Annotated in this window: 17 protein-coding genes; 6 read left to right on the forward strand and 11 right to left on the reverse strand. The window is 68.0% G+C overall.

The genetic code is table 11. The annotated features are described in order from the left end of the window. Positions 1-58: 58 nt before the first annotated feature. A complete protein-coding gene (locus tag STARVERO_RS16805) occupies positions 59-961 on the reverse strand; it encodes a chorismate mutase (protein WP_159600184.1) in 903 nt (300 codons plus the stop codon). Positions 962-1093: 132 nt separating this feature from the next. Between STARVERO_RS16805 and metX the strand changes: the two genes are divergently transcribed. Both metX and metW read left to right on the forward strand, forming a co-directional pair. After that, positions 1094-2293 carry a homoserine O-acetyltransferase MetX gene (gene metX, locus STARVERO_RS16810; protein WP_244616797.1) on the forward strand — a complete coding sequence of 400 codons (1200 nt, stop codon included), beginning with the start codon at positions 1094-1096 and terminating at the stop codon, positions 2291-2293. Beyond that, complete coding sequence (gene metW, locus STARVERO_RS16815) at positions 2293-2961, forward strand: methionine biosynthesis protein MetW (RefSeq protein WP_159600188.1); 669 nt, start codon at positions 2293-2295, stop codon at positions 2959-2961. Before metX ends, metW begins: the two co-directional genes overlap by 1 nt. Positions 2962-2967: 6 nt before the next feature. Here metW and STARVERO_RS16820 read toward each other — a convergent pair whose 3' ends face one another. Then, complete coding sequence (locus tag STARVERO_RS16820; protein ID WP_159600190.1) at positions 2968-3696, reverse strand: class I SAM-dependent methyltransferase; 729 nt, start codon at positions 3694-3696, stop codon at positions 2968-2970. A 312-nt stretch (positions 3697-4008) separates the two neighbouring features. On the opposite strand from STARVERO_RS16820, the gene STARVERO_RS16825 reads away from it, so the two are divergent. Continuing rightward, positions 4009-5715 carry a DEAD/DEAH box helicase gene (locus tag STARVERO_RS16825; protein ID WP_422802151.1) on the forward strand — a complete coding sequence of 569 codons (1707 nt, stop codon included), beginning with the start codon at positions 4009-4011 and terminating at the stop codon, positions 5713-5715. Positions 5716-5850: 135 nt separating this feature from the next. Beyond that, positions 5851-6132 carry a translation initiation factor IF-1 gene (gene infA, locus STARVERO_RS16830; RefSeq protein ID WP_144341050.1) on the forward strand — a complete coding sequence of 94 codons (282 nt, stop codon included), beginning with the start codon at positions 5851-5853 and terminating at the stop codon, positions 6130-6132. Between the two features lie 30 nt (positions 6133-6162). Here infA and STARVERO_RS16835 read toward each other — a convergent pair whose 3' ends face one another. The 9 genes from STARVERO_RS16835 to ccmA all read right to left on the reverse strand — a co-directional run bounded on the left by STARVERO_RS16835 (position 6163) and on the right by ccmA (position 14359). Beyond that, the gene (locus STARVERO_RS16835; RefSeq protein ID WP_159600194.1) at positions 6163-6891 is read right to left on the reverse strand and encodes a GntR family transcriptional regulator; all 729 of its coding nucleotides are present in this window, start codon (positions 6889-6891) and stop codon (positions 6163-6165) included. Positions 6892-6963: 72 nt separating this feature from the next. Beyond that, positions 6964-7653, reverse strand: coding sequence for a thiaminase II (tenA, locus tag STARVERO_RS16840; RefSeq protein ID WP_159600196.1), 690 nt, complete (start codon positions 7651-7653; stop codon positions 6964-6966). 78 nt (positions 7654-7731) lie between these two features. Continuing rightward, a complete protein-coding gene (locus STARVERO_RS16845; protein WP_144341053.1) occupies positions 7732-8148 on the reverse strand; it encodes a F0F1 ATP synthase subunit epsilon in 417 nt (138 codons plus the stop codon). A 68-nt stretch (positions 8149-8216) separates the two neighbouring features. Then, the gene (gene atpD, locus STARVERO_RS16850; RefSeq protein ID WP_144341054.1) at positions 8217-9650 is read right to left on the reverse strand and encodes a F0F1 ATP synthase subunit beta; all 1434 of its coding nucleotides are present in this window, start codon (positions 9648-9650) and stop codon (positions 8217-8219) included. Positions 9651-9675: 25 nt separating this feature from the next. Further along, positions 9676-10560 (reverse strand): F0F1 ATP synthase subunit gamma, encoded by an 885-nt coding sequence (locus STARVERO_RS16855; RefSeq protein ID WP_144341055.1) that lies wholly within the window; start codon positions 10558-10560, stop codon positions 9676-9678. Between the two features lie 38 nt (positions 10561-10598). Continuing rightward, complete coding sequence (atpA, locus tag STARVERO_RS16860; RefSeq protein WP_144341056.1) at positions 10599-12128, reverse strand: F0F1 ATP synthase subunit alpha; 1530 nt, start codon at positions 12126-12128, stop codon at positions 10599-10601. Continuing rightward, a complete protein-coding gene (locus tag STARVERO_RS16865; RefSeq protein WP_159600198.1) occupies positions 12128-12682 on the reverse strand; it encodes a F0F1 ATP synthase subunit delta in 555 nt (184 codons plus the stop codon). The genes atpA and STARVERO_RS16865 overlap by 1 nt, the downstream gene beginning before the upstream one ends. A 343-nt stretch (positions 12683-13025) precedes the next feature. After that, positions 13026-13697: a heme exporter protein CcmB gene (gene ccmB, locus STARVERO_RS16870; protein ID WP_144341058.1), complete on the reverse strand. Its 672-nt coding sequence runs from the start codon at positions 13695-13697 to the stop codon at positions 13026-13028. Positions 13698-13732: 35 nt separating this feature from the next. Beyond that, positions 13733-14359 (reverse strand): heme ABC exporter ATP-binding protein CcmA, encoded by a 627-nt coding sequence (gene ccmA, locus STARVERO_RS16875; protein WP_159600200.1) that lies wholly within the window; start codon positions 14357-14359, stop codon positions 13733-13735. Positions 14360-14575: 216 nt separating this feature from the next. On the opposite strand from ccmA, the gene acnA reads away from it, so the two are divergent. Together acnA and STARVERO_RS16885 are read left to right on the forward strand one after the other, a co-directional pair. Further along, positions 14576-17260, forward strand: coding sequence for an aconitate hydratase AcnA (gene acnA, locus STARVERO_RS16880; protein ID WP_159600202.1), 2685 nt, complete (start codon positions 14576-14578; stop codon positions 17258-17260). Between the two features lie 325 nt (positions 17261-17585). Further along, positions 17586-18413 (forward strand): DUF1223 domain-containing protein, encoded by an 828-nt coding sequence (locus STARVERO_RS16885; RefSeq protein ID WP_144341061.1) that lies wholly within the window; start codon positions 17586-17588, stop codon positions 18411-18413. The last annotated feature ends 125 nt before the right edge of the window (positions 18414-18538 follow it).

Below are 18538 nucleotides of genomic sequence, written 5' to 3' on the forward strand. Positions count from 1 at the left end.
GAAAGGCTCCGGGAAGCAGGCGGATGCTGGATGGGCGGACGGGAAGGCGCCGGCAGGATCAACCCTGCGGCGAGTGGGTATAGCGGCTCGCGTGGCTGCCGACGAGAGCCGCGGCGCGGACCGACACGCCCGACGCGCGCAACGCCGACAGCACCGTCTCGAGATCGGCCTCGCCCCCAACCGGGATGGAGGCGAGCAGCGCGGCCCCGTCCAGTCCCCGGTCGGGCACGGCGATGGCCTCGGCCAGAGGCGCCAGCGCGCGGGCGGCCTGCGCGTTCCAGCCGGAGACGTGCAGGCTCCAGGTCTCGACCTCCGTCACCGCGCCATCCGTCACCGGGTGGGCGATACAGAAGACCGGTAGGCCCGCCGGATGGTCGGCGCGCTCCACGAAGGGCAGGCGCGCGATGATCTTCGGCGCATGCTCGCCTTCGAGCGCGGTCCACCACGCCCCCGCTCCCGGCGCCGCGAAGGCCGGCACCAGGCCGAGATCGCCGCGCGAACGCGCCACGGCGGCCACGACGCCGGAGGCGCCCATATGGCCGATGAACGGCACGGTGAAGCCGAAATGGAAGCGCGAGGCATCGCGCATCGCCGCCTCGCCGGAAGCGAGGTCGGCGTGAACGGCGTAGGGCGCCTGCACATAGGTGAAGGTGGAGATGATGACGCGCCAGATGCCCTCCACCGTGTCGAGCGGCAGGATACCGCGATGCCGGTCGACGAGGCGGCGCATCATCGAGGCCTCGCGCGCCGGACGGAAAGCCGAGCCACCCTCGGCGCCGCGCGAGCGCTTGACCGCCACGAGCCGGTCGATGATCTGCCCGCGCTCCATCAAAAGCGCGTGCATCGAGGCATCGATGCGGTCGATCTCCGCGCGCAGCGTCGCGAGGTCCGTCCCGGAGTCGGCGGACACCGGAGCGGTGGCGGATTGCGGCGCGGCCGGTATGTTGGCGATCTTGTCCATCGGCGGATGTCGTAGCGCCGCGCGCGGCCCGCGCAAAATAAAATCTGCCGGGCCCGCATATTGACAAGTCGCGGCTGTGGGATCATCCGATCGTCCGGTATAACGAACTCTTCGTCCGGTATGACGGTTCCCATGACGGCTTCTACCTCCGACAGCACGGCCAATGGCGACGTCCGGTCCTTCGAGCCGGCGCGGGGCGAGGCGGATCATCCGCATTCGGCGCTTGCGCGCTTCGGCGCCGACAAGCCGCTGCGCCTCGATTCCGGCGCTGTGCTGAGCCCGTTCCAGATCGGTTACCAGACCTACGGCACGCTGAACGCGGCGCGTACCAACGCGATCCTCATCTGCCACGCGCTCTCCGGCGACCAGCATGCGGCAAACGTCCATCCCGTCACCGGCAAGCCCGGCTGGTGGGAGACGCTGATCGGCCCCGGCAAGCCGGTCGACACGGACCGCTTCTTCGTCATCAGCTCGAACGTCATCGGCGGCTGCCTCGGCAGCACCGGCCCCTCCTCGACCAATCCCGCGACGGGCCAGCCCTATGGCCTCGACTTTCCCGTCGTCACCATCGGCGACATGGTGCGTGCGCAGGCGATGCTGGTCGATCATCTCGGCATCGAGAAGCTGCTCGCCGTGGTGGGCGGCTCCATGGGCGGCATGCAGGTGCTGCAATGGGCGGTGAGCTATCCCGAGCGGGTCTTCGCGGCCATGCCCATCGCCACCGCCGCGCGCCACTCGGCACAGAACATCGCCTTCCACGAAGTCGGCCGGCAGGCGATCATGGCCGATCCGGACTGGCACGGCGGGCGCTATCTCAGCGAGAATACCAGCCCGCGCCGCGGCCTCGCGGTCGCGCGCATGGCCGCGCACATCACCTACATGTCGGACTCCTCGCTGCACCGGAAGTTCGGCCGGCGATTGCAGGATCGCGAGGGGCGTACCTTCTCCTTCGACGCCGACTTCCAGGTGGAGAGCTATCTGCGTCATCAGGGCGAGGCGTTCGTCGACCGCTTCGACGCCAACTCCTATCTCTATGTCACCCGCGCCATGGACTACTTCGACCTCGCGGCAGACTATGGCGGCGTGCTGGCCAACGCGTTCAAGGGCTCCAAAACGAGGTTCTGTCTCGTTTCCTTCACCTCCGACTGGCTGTTCACCACGGCGGATTCGCGGGCCGTCGTGCACGCGCTGAACGCGGCCGGCGCCTCGGTCTCCTTCGCCGAGATCGAGAGCGACAAGGGCCATGACGCCTTCCTGCTCGACGAGCCGGAATTCTTCGCCATCACGCGCGGCTTCATCGACGCCGCCGCGCGCACGGTGGGAGTGAACTGATGTCGCCGCGCGATCTCGCCGTCCACGACCTCACGATGAAGGAAGCCGCACGCGCCGCCTCCGGCGCGCGCGTCGATCTGCTGCTGATCGCCGACATGGTGCAGCCTGGCTCGCGCGTCCTCGACATCGGTTCGGGCGACGGCGAACTGCTCGAGCTGCTCGCCACCACGCGCGGCTGCGACGCGCGCGGCATCGAGCTCTCGCGTGAGGGCGTGAATGCCGGGGTCGCCCGCGGCCTCCCCATCATCCAGGGCGACGCGGATGTCGATCTCGCGGACTATCCGGACAACGCCTTCGACTATGTGATCCTGTCGCAGACCATCCAGGCGACGCGCCGGCCGAAATGGGTGCTGGAGCAGATGCTGCGGGTGGGCAGCCACGCCATCATCTCCTTCCCCAATTTCGGCTTCTGGCGCATGCGGCTCGACCTGCTGATCAACGGCCGCATGCCGAGCACGGAAAACCTGCCCTATAGCTGGCACGACACGCCGAACATCCATTTCTGCACCATCCGCGACTTCGTGGACCTGGTCCAGGAGGTCGGCGCGCGCATCGACCGCGCCACCGCCCTCAATGCCTCCGGCTACCCGGTGCGCTTCAACCTGCCCTGGGCGGTGTGGAACCTGCTCGGCGAGCAGGCGGTATTCCTGCTGTCGCGGAAGGGATAAGCCGGCCTACCCGCCCACCGGCTGCGGCGCGAGGACCGGCTGCAGCACGCGCAGGCGCGAGCGGCGCTTGGTCGGCACCGGCTTGTAGACCTGCTTGGTCGCCTCGACGATGTGCACGCCGGCGAAGGGCAGCGCCAGCGTGGCCCCCGCCCGCTCCCACGCCACGGCCGAGCGCAGGAACCAGTTGCGCGCCACCGGCGGGATGAACAGCGCCTCGTCCCAGCCTACCGGCGTGAACAGCGCGCCGCGCAGCAGGTCGGTGATCTGGGTGCGCGAGAAGGGCCGGCCATGGCCGAAGGGGTTGTTCTCCGTGCGCGCCCAGATGCCGCGGCGGCTCGGCACCACGCAGAGCAGCCTTCCGCCCGGCGCCAGCACGCGCCAGACCTCGCGCAGCACCTCCCCGGCGTCCGGCGTCATCTCCAGCAGGTGGACCGCGATGACGCGATCGATCATGCCGTCGCGCAGCGGCAGCTCGGTCTCGTCCACCAGGGCCGCCAGCGTCGGCGCGGCGGAAGGCCAGCGCGTCACCCCCTGCGCACCGGGCATGAAGGCGAGCGAGCGCTCGCACTCCTCGCGGAACATGCCGAGATAGGGCGTCGCATAGCCGATGCCGAGCAGCGACAGTCCGCGCACATTGTCGAAGCGCGCGCGGACGGCGCGCCCGACCAGCCGGCGCGTCACCACACCGAGCGGCTGGGCATAGAAGCTGCGAAGGCCGACGACATCGGGATACATGGCCCGATTATATAGCCGGGCCGGTGACGCCTTGAAATCACCACCCTTTTAGGCCACATAGGCAGGGCATACGGGCAAGCGTCCGTATCGGGGCCGCGTCGCTCGATGTCCGCTTCGGCTGGGGAGCCGGATCCTTTCAGGTCAACCTGACCGGAAATTCCGTCTCCATCTTGCAAGCCGCGGCAGTCTTCGGCCCCTCATCATCGGAAATCGCCGACGTCCCAGGCCACGCGGGGTGTCTCACCGCCCCCGTGATTCGCGGTTCGTGCCCTTTTGTGCGCGCGGACGCAATCGCCCATGAAAGAACGTTACTTGACCAGTTTCGCCGAACTCGGCCTTGCCGAGCCCATTCTGAAAGCCCTCGCGGAAGCGAACCACACCACCCCCACCCCGATCCAGTCGCAGGCCGTGCCGCAGGTTCTCGCCGGCCACGATCTGGTGGGCATCGCCCAGACCGGCACCGGCAAGACCGCGGCCTTCGCGCTGCCGATCCTCCATCACCTCGTGACGCACCGCTTCCGGCCGGAACGCCGCTCGGCCCGCGCCCTTGTGCTGAGCCCGACCCGCGAGCTCTCCGGCCAGATCCTCGAGAGCTTCCGCCTCTATGGCAAGCACGTGCGTCCCTCGACCGCGCTCGCCATCGGCGGCGTGCCGATCGGCCGTCAAGCCCGCGCGCTGGCCAATGGCGTCGACGTGCTGGTGGCCACGCCCGGCCGCCTCGTCGATCTGCTTGAGAACAACGCGGTCCGCCTCGACATGGTCGAGGTCTTCGTGCTCGACGAAGCCGACCAGATGCTCGACATGGGCTTCATCCACGCCATCCGCGCCATCGTCGCCCGGCTGCCGAGGAAGCGCCGCAACCTGTTCTTCTCCGCCACCATGCCGCGCGAGATCGAGAAGCTTGCCGAGGCGCTGCTGACCGATCCGGTGCGCGTGGCGGTGACGCCCGTCGCCAAGACCGCCGACCGTATCGAACAGAAGGTGTTCCTCACCGACCGCGCCGGCAAGCCGAACCTGCTGATCGAGGTGCTCTCCGAGCCCACGCTCGACCGGGCGCTCGTGTTCTCGCGCACCAAGCACGGTGCCGACCGTGTGGTGAAGGGGCTGGCCGGTGCCGGCATCGCCGCCGAAGCGATCCACGGCAACAAGTCCCAGCCGCAGCGCGAGCGCGCCCTCGCGGCCTTCCGTCAGGGCACGGTGAAGGTGCTGGTGGCGACCGACATCGCCGCGCGCGGCATCGACGTGCCGGGCGTGAGCCATGTGATCAATTACGACCTGCCCAACGTGCCGGAGAGCTATGTCCACCGCATCGGCCGCACCGCGCGCGCCGGCCGCGAAGGCATCGCCATCTCCTTCTGCGACGGCGAGGAGCGCGCCTATCTGCGCGACATCGAGCGGCTGATCAAGCTGACCATCCCCTCGGTCGACCGCCGTGGCGAGACCCGCCGCGACGGCACCACCCGGCCGGTAGCCGGCCGCGAGGACAACAGCTTCCGCGAAGAGCGTGGCCCGCGCGAGAGCCGTGGCCCACGCCGTGAGGGCGAGCAGCGTCCGTTCCATCGCGGCCCCCGCCCGGATCACCGCGGCGGCGAGGCGCGGAGCGAGGAACGCGGCCCGCGCCGCGAGGGAGAGCAGCGCCCGTTCCATCGCAGCCCCCGCCCCGACCAGCGTTCGGGCGAAGGGCGCGGCGAGGAGCGTGGCGGTTTCCGCCCCGAGCGCGCCGCGCATGACGCGCCGCGCAAGGAGGGACACCGTCACGAAGGTTCCCGCCCGGACGGACGTCATCGTGACGGCCAGCGTGCCGAGGGCGCGCACCGTTCCGAGGGTGCCCGCCACGAAGGTTCGCGCCACGAAGGTCCGCGCCACGAGGGCGCTCGTCATGAGGGACACCGCCACGAGGGCCATCGTCATGAGGGCCATCGTCATGAGGGCGGCCGCCCCGATGGCGCCCGCCGCGAGGGTCCGGCGCGCGAGGGTCGTCGCCCGCCCCGGCGCAAGTCCTTCCGCGCGGCGCCCTGAGCGCCACGCCGTCATAACGACACGCGAAGCGGGACCATTGGTCCCGCTTCGTACATCTAAGCGAGACAAAAGCCTGCCGTCAGGGTATTTGCCTAGCGGCGAAGCCGGCAGCAGCCTGTACGAGGAGAGCCATTAATGGCGAAAGAGGAACTGCTCGAGTTCGACGGCACCGTGACGGAAGTCCTGCCCGACGGCAACTTCCGCGTCGTGCTCGACAATGAACACGAGATACTCGCCTACGCGGCGGGCAAGATGAAGAAGAACCGCATCCGCACCATCGTCGGCGACCGCGTTGTCGTCGAGATGTCGCCCTATGACCTGGAGCGCGGACGCATCAACTTCCGTCACAAGACCGGCGGGCCGACCCCGCCCGTGGGCAGCGGCCAGCGCCGTCCGCCGCCGGGCCGTCGCCGCTGATTCGTCCGCCGCCTGCCGGCCTGCACGCGCTCAGCGCGGCGGCCGCCGGCGTGGCGTGACACCGAGCACCTGCGCCAGCCCTTCCGGTCGCTCGACCGGATCGCTCACATCCATATCGGCCGCCACATGCGCGATATGCGTGCGCATCAGCCGGGCGGCTTCCTCGGCGTCGCCACGGCCGATGGCGTCGACGATGGCGCCATGCTCGTCCGGCGGGCAGGCGGCGCGCTCGCCGCGCGCGTAGAGCAGGATCGAGAGCGAGCTCAGCGCCTGCAGTTCGGTGAGAAGCCGGACGAAGACGGGGTTGCCCGCCACTTCCGCCAGAACGACGTGGAACTCGCCGGTCAGCCGCACGAGGGCGGCACGGTCCTCGGCCACGCGGACCTCGTTCTCCTGCGCGATGTGACGGTGCAACCGTTCGAGCCCGTGACGGTCGCAGCCACACGCCGCCGCGCTCGCCACTTCCGGCTCGACAACCGCGCGTGCCGCGAGCACATGCCGTGCCTCCGCCCGGCTGGGGGCGGCGACATAGGCGCCGCGATTGGGCCGCTGCTCGACGATGCCGTCCTGCGCCAGCCGCGCCAGAGCCTGACGCACCACCGTGCGGCTCACCCCGAACAATTCCCCGAGCCGATCCTCGGTCAGCTTTTCACCGGGCGGCAGACGCCGCTCGAAGATAGCTTCCAGTATGCGGCCACGGATACGCCGCTCCGACTGGCCGCGCGTCGTCTCGCCGGTGTGGATCGTCTGGACGTTCATATGTCAGCCGGAAAAATGCCCCGGCTATTCATGCATGTTTCGGGCCGGCGCGCCTAGTCCAGGCACGAGCGCTTACACCGGCCAATCGGCCAGCCTCCAAGCGGAATCCCAGAACATCCATTCGAGCTGCGTCGCCCGGCGGTAGGCGACGTGCATGCGCGCCAGCACATCCGGAGAGGCGCCGCTCGCCGCTCGGTCGGTCGTGGCGATCACCGCCCGCACCGCCTCGTGGAACTCCTCGCCGGCATAGGTGTCGATCCACGCATCATACGGATTGGGACGCGCGGCCCGGCCAAGGATATCGCGGCCGATCTCGGCATAGATCCAGAAGCAGGGCAGCAGGGCGGCCAGCACCACCGGATAGGGCTCGGCGTAGGCAGTGGCGATCAGGAAGTTTGAATAATGGTGGCAGACCGGCGACATCTCGGTCCGAGAGAACTCTTCCGGGCCGATGCCGAATGTCTCGAAGAAGTCGGCGTGCAGCGAGCGCTCGACCACGACGGCGACCTTGGCGGCTTCCGCGAACTGCACCAGCCCGTCCGGATCGTCGGCCTTGGCGGCGGCGATCGCAAGGCCTCGGCCGAAGGCGATGAGGTAATGCGCGTCCTGCACCATGTAGTGGCGGAAGCGTTCCAGCGAGAGCGTGCCGTCCGCCAGCGCGTCGTTGAACGGCATGGTGCGGATCGCCTCGTAGGTCGGCAGGTCACGGCCCCAGGCATGCGCGCTGAAGGTCGAGGCGCTGAAGCTCGTGGCGTCACTCATTCGCGTCTCCTGCGAAAATGAAAAGGGCCGCTGTAGCAGCGGCCCGAATCACAAGCATCTTATGGTCCGCAACGAGGCTCAGTGCGCGCCGCGCGCATCGGCCTCGATGGCGGCCGCGGACGACTTGAGCTGCTCGAGGAACAGCAGGCGGCGGGCGCGGGTGGCCTCGTCGCGGGCGTCCTCGACGTCTTCCTCGGCGTCCTTGATCATCTGCGCCAGCTTCTCTGGCCGGAACTCGGCCAGCGGAATGGCGGTCTCGGCGAGCACCGTCAGGCCCTGCGGATTGGCCTCCGCAAAGCCGCCGCGCACGAAGAGCTTGCGCGGCGCGCCCTCGCCCTTGATGGTCAGCACGCCCGGCTGCAACGTCGACACGAAGGGCGAATGGCCGGCGAGGATACCGAACTCGCCCTCGGTGCCCGGCACGATGACTTCCGTCACCTGGCCCGAATAGACCAGACGCTCGGGCGAGACGAGTTCGAACGGGAAGGTGGCCATGTGTCCTCCAGGGGATGCGTCAGCTCAGTGATCGACGCCCCGTGCCGTCACCGGCCGGGGCGCGCGGATCACGCCGCCTCGGCAGCCAGCTTCTTGCCCTTCTCGATCGCCTCTTCGATGGTGCCGACCATGTAGAAGGCCTGCTCCGGGAGGTGATCATACTTGCCTTCCACCAGGCCCTTGAAGCCCTTGATGGTGTCGGCGAGGTCGACGAGCTTGCCGGGCGAACCGGTGAAGACTTCGGCGACGTGGAAGGGCTGCGACAGGAAGCGCTCGATCTTGCGGGCGCGGGCGACGGTGAGCTTGTCCTCTTCCGAGAGTTCGTCCATGCCCAGGATCGCGATGATGTCCTGCAGCGACTTGTAGCGCTGCAGCGTCTGCTGCACCTGACGCGCCACGTTGTAGTGCTCCTCGCCGATGATCAGCGGCGAGAGAATGCGCGAGGTCGAGTCGAGCGGGTCCACCGCCGGGTAGATGCCCTTCTCCGCGATCGAGCGCGACAGAACGGTCGTCGCGTCCAGATGCGCGAAGGAGGCGGCGGGCGCCGGGTCGGTCAGGTCGTCGGCCGGCACGTAAATGGCCTGCACCGAGGTGATCGAACCCTTGGTCGTGGTGGTGATGCGCTCCTGCAGCGCGCCCATGTCGGTGGCCAGCGTCGGCTGATAGCCCACCGCCGAGGGAATGCGGCCGAGCAGCGCCGACACTTCCGAACCCGCCTGGGTGAAGCGGAAGATGTTGTCGACGAAGAACAGCACGTCCTGGCCCTGGTCGCGGAAATGCTCCGCAACGGTGAGGCCGGTCAGCGCGACGCGGGCGCGGGCGCCCGGCGGCTCGTTCATCTGGCCGTAGACGAGCGCGCACTTGGAACCCGTGGCCGAGCCGTTGTTCTCGTGCGGATCGATGTTCACCTTGGACTCGATCATCTCGTGGTAGAGGTCGTTGCCCTCGCGGGTACGCTCGCCCACGCCAGCGAACACGGAGTAGCCGCCGTGCGCCTTCGCGATGTTGTTGATGAGCTCCATGATGAGCACGGTCTTGCCGACCCCGGCGCCGCCGAACAGGCCGACCTTGCCGCCCTTGGAATAAGGCGCCAGCAGGTCCACCACCTTGATGCCGGTGACGAGGATCTCGGCCTCGGTCGACTGCTCGGCATAGGTCGGGGCCGGCTGGTGAATGCCGCGGGTGGCCTCGCCAACCAGCGGACCCGCCTCGTCCACCGGCTCGCCGATGACGTTCATGATGCGGCCGAGCGTGGCTTCGCCGACGGGCACCGAGATCGCGCCGCCCGTATCCTTCACCTCGGCGCCGCGGACCAGACCCTCGGTCGAGTCCATCGCGATGGTGCGCACGGTGTTCTCGCCCAGGTGCTGGGCAACCTCGAGCACGAGGCGAGCACCGTTATTGGTGGTCTCCAGCGCGTTCAGGATCTCCGGGAGGTGATCCTCGAACTGCACGTCCACGACGGCGCCGATGACCTGCGTGATGCGTCCGACCTTAGCCATGTTCGTCGTCCTTCCGGGTCCTGCCTCACAGCGCCTCGGCGCCGGAGATGATCTCGATCAGTTCCTTCGTGATCATCGCCTGACGGGTGCGGTTGTAGGTCAAAGTCTGCTTCTTGATCATTTCACCCGCGTTGCGGGTGGCGTTGTCCATCGCGCTCATGCGCGCGCCCTGCTCGGACGCGCCGTTCTCGAGCAGGGCCTTGAAGATCTGCACCGCGAGGTTGCGCGGCAGCAGGTCGGCAAGGATTTCGGCCTCGCCAGGCTCGTATTCGTAGACCGCCGCAGCACCCTTGTCGGCGGCGGCAGCCGGAGCCTCGAAGGTGGCGGGGATCAGCTGCTGCGCCGTCGGGACCTGCGAGATCACCGAGTGGAAGCTGCTGAAGAACTGGGTCGCGACGTCGAACTCGCCGGCCGAGAACATGGTGCCGATCTTCTCGGCGACCGCCTGGGCGTCGGCGAAGGTGACGCCCTTGTTCGCGCGCAGCTCGACGACCTCGATGATCTGCTTCTCGAACTGGCGGCGCAGCGCCTCGTAGCCCTTGCGGCCGACGCAGAAGATCTTGACCGTCTTGCCCTGCCCCATGAGCGAGAGCGCACGCTCGCGGGCGAGGCGGACGATGGACGAATTGAAGGCGCCGCACAGGCCGCGCTCGGCGGTCAGCACGAGGAGCAGATGCGTCTGCTCCTTGCCGTTGCCGGTCAGCAGCAGCGGCGCATCCGGCCCGCCGGAGATGGCGCTGGCGATGTTGCCGAGCACGCTCTCCATGCGCTGCGCATAAGGACGTGCAGCCTCGGCGGCCTGCTGGGCGCGCCGCAGCTTGGCGGCGGCGACCATCTGCATCGCCTTGGTGATCTTCTGCGTCGCCTTCACCGAAGCGATGCGATTGCGCAGTTCCTTAAGGCTGGCCATCTACCCTTGGCTCCCGTCCCCTCGTACCACCCGACCGATCAGGCGAAGGTCTTCGCGAAGGCGTCGAGCGCCTTGACGAGCTTCTCCGTGGTCTCCTTGGAAAGCTCCTTGGAGGTGCGGATGGTGTCGAGGATGTCGGCATGGTTCGAACGCAGGAACAGCAGCAGGCCGGACTCGAAGGCCCCGACCTTGGAGATCGGCAGGCTGTCGAGATAGCCGTTGGTACCGGCGTAGATCACCACCACCTGCTCCTCGACCTTCAGCGGCGAGAACTGCGGCTGCTTCAGCAGCTCGGTGAGACGGGCGCCGCGGTTCAGCAGCTTCTGCGTCGAGGCGTCGAGGTCCGAGCCGAACTGGGCGAAGGCGGCCAGCTCACGGTACTGGGCGAGCTCGCCCTTGATCTTGCCCGCGACCTGCTTCATCGCCTTGATCTGCGCGGCCGAGCCGACGCGCGAGACCGAGAGACCGACGTTCACCGCCGGGCGGATGCCCTGGAAGAACAGATCGGACTCGAGGAAGATCTGGCCGTCGGTGATCGAGATCACGTTGGTCGGGATGTAGGCCGAAACGTCGTTAGCCTGGGTCTCGATGACCGGCAGGGCGGTCAGCGAGCCGGCGCCGTTCTCGTCGTTCAGCTTCGCGGCGCGCTCGAGCAGGCGCGAGTGGAGATAGAACACGTCGCCGGGATAGGCTTCGCGGCCCGGCGGGCGGCGCAGCAGCAGCGACATCTGGCGGTACGCCACGGCCTGCTTGGACAGGTCGTCATGGATGATGAGCGCGTGCATGCCGTTGTCACGGAAGAACTCGCCCATGGCGGTACCGGCGAACGGCGCCAGGAACTGCATCGGCGCAGCATCCGAGGCGGTGGCGGCGACGACGATGGAATATTCCAGCGCGCCCTGCTCCTCGAGCACCTTCACGAACTGCGCGACGGTCGAACGCTTCTGGCCCACCGCGACGTAGACGCAGTAGAGCTTGGCCTTCTCGTCGGTGCCCTGGTTGATGGGCTTCTGGTTCAGGATGGTGTCGAGCGCGATCGCGGTCTTGCCGGTCTGGCGGTCGCCGATGATCAGCTCGCGCTGGCCGCGGCCGACGGGGATCATCGCGTCGATGGCCTTGAGGCCGGTCTGCATCGGCTCGTGCACCGACTTGCGCGGAATGATGCCCGGCGCCTTCACGTCGACGCGGCGACGCTCGGTGAACTCGATCGGGCCCTTGCCGTCGATCGGATTGCCGAGGGCGTCGACGACGCGACCCAGCAGGCCCTTGCCCACCGGAACGTCGACGATGGCGCCGGTGCGCTTGACGGTCTGGCCTTCCTTGATCTCGCGGTCGGAACCGAAGATGACGACGCCGACATTGTCGATTTCGAGGTTCAGCGCCATGCCGCGCGTGCCATTCTCGAACTCGACCATCTCACCGGCCTGGACCGTGTCGAGGCCGTAGACGCGGGCGATACCGTCACCGACGGAGAGGACCTGACCCACCTCGGAGACTTCGGCTTCCTGGCCGAAGTTCTTGATCTGCTCCTTGAGGATCGCGGAAATTTCAGCGGCGCGGATATCCATCAGCGAACCTCTTTCATCGCAGTGCGGATCGAATTGAGCTTGGTCTTGAGCGAGGCATCGACGAGCTTCGAGCCAAGCTTGACCTTGAGCCCGCCGAGCAGCGAGGGATCGACCTCGACGGCGAGCTTGACGTCCTTGCCGGTCATCGCATCAAGCGCCTGCTTGAGCGTCGCGGCGTGAGCATCGGAAAGCGGCTGGGCAACGGTGACGTCGGCCACCACTTCACCCTTGTAGGCCGCCACCAGTGCGGCGAAGGCGCGGATGATCGTCTCGACCGTGAACAGTCGGCGATTGGCCGCGACCGTCTTGAAGAAATTGCCGGCGAGACCGCCGATCCCGACCTTGTCGAGGATGGCGGCAACCGCCTTTTCCTGCTCCTCGGAGGTGAAGACCGGGCTGCGCACGAGGCGCTGAAGGTCGCTGCTCTCGGCGATCAGGGCGCCGAACCTGTCCAGGTCCGCCTTAACCGCATCGACGGCATTGGCGTCGCGGGCAAGCTCGAAGAGCGCCGTCGCGTAACGTCCTGCCACTCCGGATACGTAGGTCTCGGCCACTGTGCCTCTCTCGGGGCTTGTCCGGAGCGATGCCCGCCGCGGCGGGGCCGGCTTCCGGACTGGAAGGGTTCAAACTCAAGGCGGAGCGGGAGTTTCCCTCACCCGCCCTTGAGATCGGCGGTTCCCTAACACGGCTCCGGGCGTGCTGCAACACGAGGACGTGAGGGATGTAGGGGGTCAAATGACGTAGCGGCCTCGCAGCGGCCGACAACGCCGGGACTCACGGCAAATCAAGGCTTTTGCCGACCTGCGGCGCATTGCTGCACCAACTGGGGACACCGTGCCCGGCGGGGGTTTTCCACCCCTGCGCGGGGATGTCGCGCATTTCCGGAGGGAGCGACGCTCAGTCGCGCGTCACCCGCAGCGCCGCCGCCGCCGCGATCGGCCCCAGCACCAGCGCGGCGAGAGACAGGCCGACCAGAACGCGGAACGGCGTGCCGAACGGCACCGTGCCGCCGATCGCCGCGCCGGTCGCCGCCACGGCGAAGATCAGCACCGGAATGGTGAGCGGCATCACCAGCACGGCCACCAGCAGGCCGCCGCGCCGGAAGGCGCTCGCAAAGGCCGCGCCGATGAGGCCGAGGAAGGTGATCGCCGGGGTGCCGACCAGCAGCGTCAGGGTCAGCGCGCCGATTGACGCCGGCTCGAGGTTGAGCAGCAGCGAGAACACCGGCGCGGCGATCACCAGCGGCAGGCCGGTGGCGATCCAGTGCGCCAGCCCCTTGGCGGCGGCGATCAGTTCCATGGGAAGCGCCAGCATCGACATGACATCGAGCGAGCCGTCCTCGGCATCGGCGGCGAACAGCCGGTCAAGGCCGATCAGCGAGGCGAGCAGCGCCCCGATCCAGAGGATCGCCGGCCCGATCCGTGCCAGCAGCGCGAGGTCGGGACCGATGGCGAAGGGGGTGATGACGACCACCGCGAGGAAGAACACCACGCCGAGCCCCGCCCCGCCGCCGGCGCGCATGGCGAGCCGCAGATCGCGCCGCAAAAGGGCGAGGAAGGCCCCGCCCATGCCGCCTCGTTCCTTCCCGCCGCCGTCGCTCCGACTCATGCCGCCACCGGCCGCGCAGGGCGCCACGCGTCGAGGTCGAGCGCCTGCGAGGGGCCGAAATCGAGCGGGGCATGGGTCGCCGCGACGATGAGCCCGCCCTTTTCAGCGTGCGCGCGCGCGAGCGCGCCGAAGCGGGCCTGGGCGGACACGTCGAGCGCCGTCGTCGGCTCGTCCAGCAGCCAGAGCGGGCGCGCGCTCACCAGAAGGCGCGCCAGCGCCAGCCGGCGTTTCTGCCCGGCGGAAAGCACCGCGACCGGCAGGCGGCCGAGACCGCCGAGCCCCACCGCCTCCAGCGCCTCGTCCACGGCAAAAGCCGGACGGCCGAGCATGGCGCGCCAGAAGGCAAGGCTTTCCTCGGCGCTCAGCGCCGCCTTGTGGGCGTCGAGATGGCCGAGATAATGCACCTCCTCGGCAAAATCCTCCGGCTCCGGCGCGCCCTCGAGGCGAACCTTCCCGGCGGACGGCGCGGCGAGCCCCGCCAAAAGTCTTAGAAGCGAGGATTTGCCCGTGCCGTTCGGCCCGGTGACGATCAACGCGCGGCCCGCCTCGAGCGTGAAATCGAGGCGTTCGAACAGCTGGCGCGCGCCGCGCCGGCAGGCGAGCCCTTCAGCCACCAGCCGCATCGATGGTCTCCCTTCCCTTACCGGAGCCATCGCGTTGCACAATTTTTCGATGCATCGCGTGAGGCCACTAGGATCGGTGTTTGAAATGGCTCTATATAGAAATCCGAACGATGCGTCCTCGCCTCGGCGCAAGGCCGCGCGAGCTATAGCCCGCAAGGCCCTCTCCCTCCAAGGCCCACGCATCGGCGCCACATCGTTAGCGGGGATCAGTCAGCCGTGACGTCGCTCGACAGCTTCAAATGCCGTAAGGTTCTCACCGTCGGAAACAAGACCTACACCTATTACAGCCTGCCGGATGCCGAGAAGAACGGCCTCGGCGGCGTTTCCGCCCTTCCCTTCTCGATGAAGGTGCTGCTCGAGAATCTCCTGCGCTTCGAGGACGGGCGCTCCGTCACCAAGAACGACATCGTGTCGATCAAGGACTGGCTAGTGAACCGCGGCAAGGAAGAGCGCGAGATCGCCTACCGTCCCTCCCGCGTGCTGATGCAGGACTTCACCGGCGTGCCGGCGGTGGTCGACCTCGCCGCGATGCGCGACGCGATGGTGCACCTCGGCGGCGACCCCAAGCGGATCAACCCGCTGGTCCCGGTCGATCTGGTCATCGACCATTCGGTGATCGTGAACTTCTTCGGCGACAACGCCGCCTTCGGCAAGAACGTCGAGGAAGAGTACAAGCAGAACCAGGAGCGCTACCGCTTCCTGAAGTGGGGCCAGTCGGCCTTCGACAATTTCCGCGTCGTGCCGCCCGGCACCGGCATCTGCCACCAGGTGAACCTCGAATATCTGGCGCAGACCGTGTGGACCAAGGAAGAGGACGGGACGACCGTCGCCTATCCCGACACCTGCGTCGGCACGGACAGCCACACCACCATGGTGAATGGCCTCGGCGTGCTCGGCTGGGGCGTGGGCGGCATCGAGGCCGAGGCGGCCATGCTCGGCCAGCCCGTCTCCATGCTCATTCCCGAGGTGATCGGCTTCAAGCTCATCGGCGAGCTGAAGGAAGGCATCACCGCCACCGACCTCGTGCTCACCGTCACCCAGATGCTGCGCAAGAAGGGCGTGGTCGGCAAGTTCGTCGAGTTCTTCGGCTCGGGCCTCCAGCACCTCTCCCTCGCCGATCGCGCCACCATCGGCAACATGGCGCCGGAATACGGCGCCACCTGCGGCTTCTTCCCGGTCGATTCGGAAACCATCGCCTATCTCGACGAGACCGGCCGCGCGGATGACCGCATCGCCCTCGCCGAAGCCTATTCCAAGGCGCAGGGCATGTGGCGCGAGGCGGGCACCGCCGATCCGGTGTTCACCGACGTGCTGGAGCTCGACCTCTCCACCGTCCTGCCCTCGCTCGCCGGCCCGAAGCGTCCGCAGGACCGCGTGCTGCTCTCCGACACCAAGACCGGCTTCCTCACGGCGCTGGAAGGCGAGTTCAAGAAGGCGGGCGAGGCGGCCAGGCGCGTGCCGGTGGAAGGCACCGACTACACGCTCGGCCATGGCGACGTGACCATCGCCGCCATCACCTCCTGCACCAACACCTCGAACCCCAGCGTGCTGATCGCCGCCGGCCTGCTCGCCCGCAACGCGGTCGCCAAGGGCCTGAAGTCGAAGCCCTGGGTGAAGACCTCGCTGGCCCCCGGCTCGCAGGTGGTGGAAGGCTATCTGAACGCCGCCGGCCTGCAGGACGACCTCGACGCGCTCGGCTTCAACCTGGTCGGCTTCGGCTGCACCACCTGCATCGGCAATTCCGGCCCGCTGCCGGAGCCGATCTCGGAAGCCATCAACAAGAACGACCTCGTGGCCGGCGCCGTCATTTCCGGCAACCGCAACTTCGAGGGCCGTGTGAACCCGGACGTGAAGGCGAACTACCTCGCCTCCCCGCCGCTGGTCGTCGCCTACGCCATCGCCGGCTCGCTGCAGGTCGACCTCACGACCGAGCCGCTCGGCACGGGCGCGGACGGAAAGCCCGTCTACCTCAAGGACATCTGGCCGACCAACCAGGAGATCGCCGCCTTCATCCGCGAGAACGTCACCAAGAAGATGTTCCAGGAGAAGTACGCCGACGTGTTCAAGGGCGACGAGAACTGGCAGAAGATCTCCGTTCCGCTGGGCGAGACCTACGCTTGGGACAACCGCTCGACCTATGTGCAGAACCCGCCCTATTTCGAGGGCATGGAGATGAAGCCCGAGCCGGTGACCGACATCATCAACGCGCGGGTCATGGGGCTTTTCCTCGATTCGATCACGACCGACCACATCTCGCCCGCCGGCTCGATCAAGGAAGCCAGCCCCGCCGGCGTCTACCTGCGCGACCATCAGGTCCGCCCCGCCGACTTCAACCAGTACGGCACGCGGCGCGGCAACCATGAAGTGATGATGCGCGGCACCTTCGCCAATATCCGCATCAAGAACCAGATGCTGGGCGGCAAGGAAGGCGGCTTCACCAAGCACTGGCCGGACGGCGCGGAGATGCCGATCTACGACGCCGCCATGCTCTACAAGCAGGAAGGCGTGCCCACCGTCGTGTTCGCCGGCAAGGAATACGGCACCGGCTCCTCCCGCGACTGGGCGGCCAAGGGCACCAAGCTGCTCGGCATCCGCGCCGTCGTCGCCCAGAGCTTCGAGCGCATCCATCGCTCGAACCTGGTCGGCATGGGCATCGTGCCGCTCGTGTTCCAGAATGATGATTCCTGGCAGTCGCTCGGCATCAAGGGCGACGAAATCGTCACCATCCGCGGCATCGAGGGCGACCTCAAGCCGCGCCAGACGCTGGTCGCCGAGATCGTCTATGGCGACGGCTCCGTGAAGAACGTCCCGCTGACCTGCCGTATCGATACGCTGGACGAGCTGGACTACTTCCGCAACGGTGGCATCCTGGCCTACGTGCTGCGCAACCTCGCGGCGTGACGCCATCAAGGGCCGGCGCGGGGACATCCCCTCGCCGGCCTTTTTCCGTCCTCTGCCGGCTTTCGGCGGCCGCGGCGGGCATCGCCCGCAGCACGCGGGGAATCACCTTTCCGTGCGCCGCGACACCCGAATGTGACTGGTCCCGGCAGGCGCGCCGTCCTATTGCCTAGGGCGGTCCCGGTCGGGTCCAACCCGATCGGCGGCGTTCCCGTGCCATGTGACGAGGTTGTCGCCGTCGGATGCCGGAAGCGCCGACCAGGGCCGGTCAAACCGCTCCGTTTGAGCTCCTGCCAGCCGAGCTCGTGCCAGGGACGACCCGCTCGACATGTCCGTTCACGCCGCAGCCTCCACCTTCCGCCTCCCCGATCTCATCGACCCTTCCTGTCGGGACCGGGCTACGCGGATCGGCCTCGTGCGGCTCGTGCAACTGCTCGTGCCCGTGCTGGTGCTGACGATGCCGGGGACCGGCCGCGCCGAGGAGGCTCCGCCCAAGCCCGTAACCGCACCGAAGGCGATCATCGAGCTTTTCACCAGCCAGGGCTGCTCGGCCTGCCCGCCGGCCGACAAGCTGCTCGGCGAGATGGCGGAGCGCCCGGACGTGATCGCCCTCACGCTGGCGGTGGATTACTGGGACTATCTCGGCTGGAAGGACACGCTGGCCAAGCACGGCCATTCGCAGCGCCAGAAGGCCTATGCCCGCGTGCGCGGCGACGGCAAGATGTTCACCCCGCAGGCGGTGGTGAACGGCCGGGTCATGGCCATCGGCTCGGACCGCGCCACGCTGGAGCGCACGCTTTCCGCCATCGCCCGGCCGGCCGTGCCGGTCACGGTCGAACATGAGGGCGAACGGCTCAAGGTGAAGGTCGGCGCCGCCCCGGGCTCCGAAGCGGGCGAGGTTTGGCTGTGCCCCGTCGCCAGCAGCATGAAGGTGGAGATCGGCCGCGGCGAGAACGAAGGCAGCACCATGACCTACCACAATGTGGTGCGTGGCTGGGTCAAGCTGGGCGACTGGAACGGCAGCGAGGCGAGCTTCGACGCAACGTTGCGCCGGCTGCCGGGCGACCCCACCGACGCGGTGGTGGTGTTCATCCAGTCCGGCTCCTCGGCCGAGCCCGGCGCCATACTCGGCGCCAGCTTCCAGCCCCTGCCCTGATAGAGGCCTTCCCCGCCTGAAAAGAAAAAGGGCCGGCAACGTAGCCGGCCCAAAGGGCAATTCGGGGATTGAACCTAGAACATAACGTCAGGCCGGCCCACGAACGCCGCGGGGGGCTGGGGGGC

This window comes from Starkeya nomas, from assembly GCF_902703545.1.
Taxonomy (GTDB): domain Bacteria; phylum Pseudomonadota; class Alphaproteobacteria; order Rhizobiales; family Xanthobacteraceae; genus Ancylobacter; species Ancylobacter moscoviensis.